The sequence below is a fragment of the Bacillus sp. 7894-2 genome (genome assembly GCF_002272225.1).
Lineage (GTDB): Bacteria > Bacillota > Bacilli > Bacillales > Cytobacillaceae > Cytobacillus.
Map to the genome: position 1 here is coordinate 1 of NZ_NPDG01000108.1, position 6846 is coordinate 6846.

At 40.7% G+C, this 6846-nt stretch carries 7 protein-coding genes; 3 read left to right on the forward strand and 4 right to left on the reverse strand.

Features of this window, described 5'->3' with window-relative positions; genetic code table 11:
- Positions 1-131: 131 nt before the first annotated feature.
- On the forward strand, positions 132-734 hold the full coding sequence (locus CHI10_RS16315) for a DedA family protein (protein WP_095245286.1): 603 nt from the start codon (positions 132-134) through the stop codon (positions 732-734).
- Between the two features lie 36 nt (positions 735-770).
- Here CHI10_RS16315 and CHI10_RS16320 read toward each other — a convergent pair whose 3' ends face one another.
- The 4 genes from CHI10_RS16320 to CHI10_RS16335 all read right to left on the reverse strand — a co-directional run bounded on the left by CHI10_RS16320 (position 771) and on the right by CHI10_RS16335 (position 4129).
- A complete protein-coding gene (locus CHI10_RS16320) occupies positions 771-1586 on the reverse strand; it encodes a lipid II flippase Amj family protein (RefSeq protein ID WP_095245292.1) in 816 nt (271 codons plus the stop codon).
- 94 nt (positions 1587-1680) lie between these two features.
- Positions 1681-2448, reverse strand: coding sequence for an aminoglycoside adenylyltransferase domain-containing protein (locus tag CHI10_RS16325; protein ID WP_095245287.1), 768 nt, complete (start codon positions 2446-2448; stop codon positions 1681-1683).
- A gap of 54 nt (positions 2449-2502) precedes the next feature.
- Positions 2503-3402, reverse strand: coding sequence for a GNAT family N-acetyltransferase (locus CHI10_RS16330; protein ID WP_095245288.1), 900 nt, complete (start codon positions 3400-3402; stop codon positions 2503-2505).
- Positions 3403-3589: 187 nt separating this feature from the next.
- A complete protein-coding gene (locus tag CHI10_RS16335) occupies positions 3590-4129 on the reverse strand; it encodes a general stress protein (RefSeq protein ID WP_095245289.1) in 540 nt (179 codons plus the stop codon).
- A 146-nt stretch (positions 4130-4275) separates the two neighbouring features.
- On the opposite strand from CHI10_RS16335, the gene CHI10_RS16340 reads away from it, so the two are divergent.
- On the forward strand, positions 4276-4827 hold the full coding sequence (locus CHI10_RS16340) for a DUF3231 family protein (RefSeq protein WP_095245290.1): 552 nt from the start codon (positions 4276-4278) through the stop codon (positions 4825-4827).
- Between the two features lie 443 nt (positions 4828-5270).
- Positions 5271-6764: a nitrate/nitrite transporter gene (locus CHI10_RS16345; protein WP_095245291.1), complete on the forward strand. Its 1494-nt coding sequence runs from the start codon at positions 5271-5273 to the stop codon at positions 6762-6764.
- Positions 6765-6846: the final 82 nt, after the last annotated feature.

Genomic DNA, 6846 nt, shown 5'->3' on the forward strand with positions numbered 1-6846 from the left:
CTTCTGAGTCTTGAAGTGGGGTCTTACTGCCCGTTAGACTGCGATAAATACTTGATTGTTTTCTTATTACCCGTTAGACTGACTTATGTACTTCTGAATTACCTTTTTATAAATTTACAGGATGTGTGACTATGTCAGAAATTGTTATCAGCTTAATTGAATTTTTAAAACAGTTCTCTTACTTTGGAATATTGCTTGCCCTATGTTTTGAATTTGTCCCGGCAGAAGTGGTTCTTCCATTGGCCGGCTTTTGGGTTTTCGAGGGTGACTTTAATTATTATCTGGTTGTATTAGCAGGCACTGTGGGAGGAACGATCGGACCGCTGACATTATATGCGCTGGGCCGATATGGCGGCCGTCCCATGGTTTTAAAATACGGAAAATACTTCTTAGTTTCACAAAAACAGATTGATGCGTCGGACAAGTTCTTTGAAAAGTACGGTTCAGGTGTCGCCTTCTTTGCCCGCTTTATGCCGGTTGTCCGTACAGCGATCTCGATTCCGTGCGGAATGGCCAAAATGAATTTGTGGAAGTTTTCGATTTATACATTCCTGGCAATGCTCCCGATTACCGCATTCTATGTTTATCTGGGGTATAAGCTTGGTCCCCATTATAAAGAAGCAGAGGAAATCTTCAATAGCTATGCCCTTCCTCTAGTCCTGATAATCCTTGCGGGGCTCATAATTTTCTTTACTTACAAATTCATCAGCAAGCGCAAGAGCGAAAGTATCTAAAACGAAAACGGCACTGGATGAGCAGTGCCGTTTTTTCTATACAAAAAACTTTGAAGCCCAGGCAATATAATAGGCCCCGGGTATAAACAAGATCTGTGCAAGGACGGTTCCTATCAATCGGGAGGTAACCATCATTATGGAAATCCCTTTTAGATTCGTATACTTTGCTTTCCCGCGCACCACATTATCTGACATGACAGAAATTTTCGGATCGACAAAAATCGATAGCAGGATCGTTGCTACACCGTTTATGAGACCAGATGCCATAATTGCTGTTCTGGAGCTATCATGAGTAAGCAGCGAAGCATATAGAGCTGACAGCACTCCAATTGTATAGATAGCGGTTACAAACATATTGAATAGAAATAGCCGTTTTGGTATTTCACTGAGTTTAAGTCCATTTAAATAAGAAATTCTCGGAAACTTAAAATGGCTGATTACTGTCTTTGCCGATTTCCAGCTAAAACCGACTTTTAGCAGCGAAGGCACTGATCCTCCTGCATCGGCAAGACGGATAATGGCTCTTGAGAAAATCGCTATAAATGTCGGCAGCAGCAGAATTCCAATGATGGTCCCTATTGTGGAAGCCCCAATTAACACCCTGAATTGATTTTCAACAAAACTGAGAAAGTTTTGTTCTGGAGCAGTATCAATAATACTCCCAAGCAACGGCTGCTGACCCATGTTCGCCATTCGTGAAACAATGACAATGGTACTGAACAAAGAAAGCCCTGATGCGATCAGCTTGACCCTGGCACCCGATAATCGGACAGCATAGGCCAGTGTTTCAATACTATGTATAAGAATGATGAATAAGGAAGTAAACAGGATTTTCCCCGTAATTAGATCCAAAAGGAACACTTCTTTCTTTTTCCTGATTATACCATTATGTTTAGAATGAATGAAGTATGATGATGGCTAATCCGTCTGAATACCGACCATTCCTTTAAAAGCTTATCAGTTTCCGGACTTCACCATCAATATAGTCTCTTAAATCATAGAGCTTAGTAAAATCTATGTGAGAATGATCATTTGCAGCTGAACTATATATTCCCACTATCTTTTGAATAGCAGGTATAAACTCATCCGGCATTGACTTCAGTGCCCACTCCCCCGCTTCATACTTGGATGATATAACTTGTTCCTTGAGATACCAATATACCCGAATCATATTTAAGACACTATAAACAGGATCTTCTTTTAGATTTACAAGGCAATCACGGTAATCCCCCAGGATAGAAGACAGGTAGTCCTCTCTCGGCACATTAGGAAAGGTTGCTTTTATGGATTCTCCTGCAGCACAGATACCTTGATGATTAACGATCGTAATATGAGCAGCCAAATCAGGATCAAACCCGGAAACGCTATACGGATCCACTTCTTCTTCAAATCTCTCACGCCAAAATTCACTATAGTGAAAATCAAATGGACATGGATGCTGCCAGTTGCTGAGATCTTTTTCATTCAAAAAGCTGACTTCAATGGGGAAAGGTGCATTGGAACACTTTAAGAATAACTTTGCCATCTTACTTTTAATATCAGAAGACAAGGAATGATACGTTACAATTAAAATATCAACATCACTTTTATCCGGGTTAAATCCGCCCATCGCCAATGAGCCATGCAAATAAAAACCTTTAAAATTATCTTTTAATATCACCTTTACTTCTTCTAATAAATGATTAACCATTTCCATTACATCAGGTTTACTCATGCCACAAGCTCTCCGCTTCATTTCAAGTTATCATAATACAAATACGTGAGTCCCTCATTTATTTTGTTCATAAACACGCAAAAGTTCTTCAACTGGAATACCATTGATCTTCATTCCACTTATGCTGCTTTCGGAAATTTCAACATTTTCCATACAGCAGTTAGTTATTTTACTCCCTTCCAGGTTACATCCATTAAATGAAATGGGATCCTTTCCACCTCGAAGATTTGTCTCAGCAAATTGCACTCCGCTTAAGGTAACATGCAAGAACCTGCTTTCAGATAGATTCAAGTCCGCAAAAAGTGATTTTTGGAGATTAATATTTTGAAACTTTGAATGACTTAAATTACAATTGTTGAAATGTGCTTTACTCAGGCTGCTGTTGCTGAACGAACTTTCCGATATATTTACTTTGTAAAATTCAGTGTTTCCTATATCGCAATCCTCAAATTGTGAATCCTTAATATCCTGTTTAGCAGCTCCGGTCCTTTTCTCGTAACAATACTCTTCATCCGTTTTAAAAGATAATTGAAAGCCCATTTTTTCGTAGAAGTGATGATTATTGATTTGTCTGGCCGATGTTTCGAGTTCCCATGCCTTTACATAGGGATAATGACTTTCTATAAACTTCATGGCAGCGGAACCAATTCCGTAGCCCTGTAATTCAGGCCGGATAAAAATCCGATCAATCCGTCCATACGATTTTCCGGAAATCGTAACAATAATCCCGCCTGCTATTTCATTTTTATAAATCACTTTATAATAATCCAGTTCCTGAATCATATATTCCGTCATTTGCAGGGAATCGTATCCGGGCGGCTGAATATTAAAATCTGCTATATATTCTTCATCATCTGTAAGCCATTTTCGAGCTTCCTCATCAAATGCAGATTTCATAACGTGTGTTAATTGCACTGCATCTTTCATCATTGCTTTTTCAATCAATATTTCCATTTTTACGTTCTCCTTTACCGTGACAAAAATAAGGCAGGCATCTTAGACCTTCTCCATTAACGCTTTTTCTGTATTAGTCCAATTCCCAGCCCCCCTCTTATTCAGCAAAAATCAAAACAAGCCGCTTTAAACTACATTACCAATCAGGCTGAGTCCATCATTCCTATGTAGTGTATCTTCCATAACCTCACCCCAATTTACTCCCATCAAAATTCTCCAGCCTCTTGAATTCTTTGCTCAAGCAAGCCTGTTTAAATCGTTTTGTCTGTTTAAGGCTGTTAATGTCAGAGCGATTGTCATAGGATAGCTGAATATGAAAATAGTTGATATATTCGAGAACGGCAAAGACATAGATAAAGCCGGCAATTGCAAATCCAGGAGGAACTGCCGGGTGCCATATTACGTAGTCTGCCACGAATGCACCTGGAATCACTGTGATCATGCCAAGATTCCATTTCTTTGTAATCCATAAACGCTGTACAAGTGTGACCGGGGCAACTGACGTATTCTCCCTTTTTAATCGTTTCCATTTTACAAACCAATAAATGATGCCCTGAAGCAAGATGAACTCCAGCAGCAGAAATGATGACCAGAAAGAAAACAGTGAATATAATTGGAGATCCGGATAGGTAAAGTTCACCAGGTAACTGATGAAGACAAACATGATTAGACTCATTGATTCTCCGGTATAAAGATAGGAAAGTCTCTTCAGCACTCTATTTTTCAATCTGAAATTCCCCTTTTCCGAATAAGGCTTCTAATGTAATACGAATATTCTCAAAAATAGTTTCAAAAAATACTCCTTTCCTTAAAACCGAATGAAATTGAAAATATCGGTAAAACTAAAAAAAATACATATTATGGGGTGAAATAGTGCGAAACCCATTCGAGGCCATTAAGGAAACCATTAAGAATTTTGCTGATAACGAACCGAAGCCGCCGCTGCATGTCGGGGAGGTTATGGATTTATGGACTCTGTATACAGCATTCCATGAAGCCCACTCCCTTTACTATATTGCTTTAAATATGACCACAGATCCTGAACTATTGCATACTATACGCTCCTCCATTGAAGGAAGCAGGGCAGACACAAAAATGATTGAAGATTTTCTGCTTAAAGAAGGGGTGCCGATGCCTTTAACTAATGCCGAAAAACCACTTTCCAACCCGGATTCTGTTCCTGAAGGTGTAAAGTTGACTGAAGATGAAATAGCTAATTTAATGTCTGTAAAACTCGCAGCAAGCATAACCTTCTGTGCACAGGCTATGAGTAAAACAGTCAGAACAGATGTGGGGTTAATGTTCTTTTCCTTACAGGTGCACTTGATGGAAATAGCGTCCCCTCTTAAGAATTTAATGAAGGAAAGAGGCTGGCTGAGAATCCCGCCAAGCTATATGCCGCCTGGCACTCCTGAAAGAAAATAATACCCGCTCTGATAGACTGCTGCCTCTGACGTCGGAGCAGGAGTCTTTTATTCATTTCAGCCGATACAAGGACTGGCACAGAATATTTTCTTCCGCGTATTCCTATAGTGGTGATGAACATGAAAATACTAAGTATGATCAGAAGTATGATAAAAGACGAGGCCAGGAAATTCTTTGAAAACAGAATGGAAAGGAATAAAGAAAGGCTGTGAGCTTCCGGTAACAGCAGGAAGCTCTAATTTGACCTGATATCATGCAAATGCCAGCGGACAAATAAAGGAAACCAATACATACCGCCTTATGTTTATTTCATTTTGTTATCAAAGGTTATGATTCCGTAAAAAGGATGGTTGACCTGTAAGTATTTGGGTATTTTAAAACTAAGATTGCCCTATATTACATCACGTTCACACATGCATTTTCATACATGAAAGGAGAGCGTTATGCAAAAAGGAAGCTTTCAATTAGTTCTGCAGACAGGAAGTCTGGTTGTAGGCTTCATGGTGTGGGTTATTCTTTCCTCCCTGATGCCTTATATCCAATCCGATATCGCCCTCAAGCCGGGAGAAGTGGCGTTAGTCACGGCTATCCCGGTCATATTGGGGTCTTTATTAAGAGTCCCAATTGGCTACTGGACCAACCGGTACGGCGCAAGGCCTATTTTTACCATAAGCTTCATTGTCTTGATTCTGCCTGTGTTTGTGATCAGTTCAGCAGGTACGAAGATGACCCTCATCCTCGGAGGGCTTTTACTGGGAATCGGCGGAGCAGTTTTCTCTGTCGGTGTTACCTCCTTGCCCAAATACTATCCAAAAGAACGCCACGGTTTTGTAAACGGCATTTATGGCGCCGGCAACATCGGCACAGCATTAACCGCTTTTTTGGCGCCGGTATTGGCAAACAGCTTCGGCTGGCGAATTACAGTGCAGTTCTTTATCATCCTCTTAGCACTCATTGCGGTATTAAACTTCCTGCTTGGTGACCGTAAAGAAAAGAAAATCCAGGTGTCTCTCGGGGAGCAGATTAAAAGTGTTTACCGCAATCCCAAGTTATGGCTGTTAAGTTTGTTTTATTTCATCACGTTCGGATCCTTCGTAGCCTTTACCATTTATTTGCCCAATTTCCTTGTCAATCACTTTGGACTGGATAAAGTGGATGCAGGACTTCGGACGGCCGGCTTTATTGCCATCGCTACCTTTTTGCGTCCTGTCGGCGGTTGGCTTGGGGATAAATTTAATTCCTTTGTCATTTTGATGCTTGTATTCTCCGGGCTGACATTCGGCGGCTTTCTCCTATCCTTCACGCCATCACTTCCGATCTACACAGTTGGATGTCTCGGTGTAGCAATTTGTGCAGGAATCGGAAATGGTACGATATTTAAACTTGTACCCATGTATTTTTCCAAACAAGCCGGTATTGTCAATGGGATAGTCGCTGCTATGGGGGGACTTGGCGGATTTTTCCCGCCGATTATTTTAACCATCCTGTTCGATTGGACCGGGCATTATGCCATCGGGTTTATGGCATTATCCGAATTTGCCCTCGCAAGCTTAATTTTAGTCGTTTGGCTTTACTACCAGGATAAACTCAGCTTATCGAAACAGGTCCTTGAAAGTACTGAGTCCGGCATGATGATTACCGACTTAAAAGGAATTATTAAAAAAGTAAATCCTGCCTTTACAAAGGTTACTGGATATACACCGGAGGAAGCGGTCGGCAAAACACCTGCCATCCTGCAGTCAGGAAAACATACAATAGATTTTTATAAGCAGATGTGGGAGGAAATTGAGACAAAAGGATATTGGCAGGGTGAAATCTGGAACAAAAAGAAGAACGGCGAGCTCTTCCTGGAATGGCTAACCATCAGTACCATCAAAAATGATGCAGAAGAACCGAAGCTGCATGTGGCCATGTTCAGTGAAATCTCCAGAAAGTAAAAAACAGCTTCCTCTCGGGAGCTGTTTTTTACTTTATCGCAGTCTAACGGGCAGTAAGACCCCCACTTCAAGACTCAGAGGA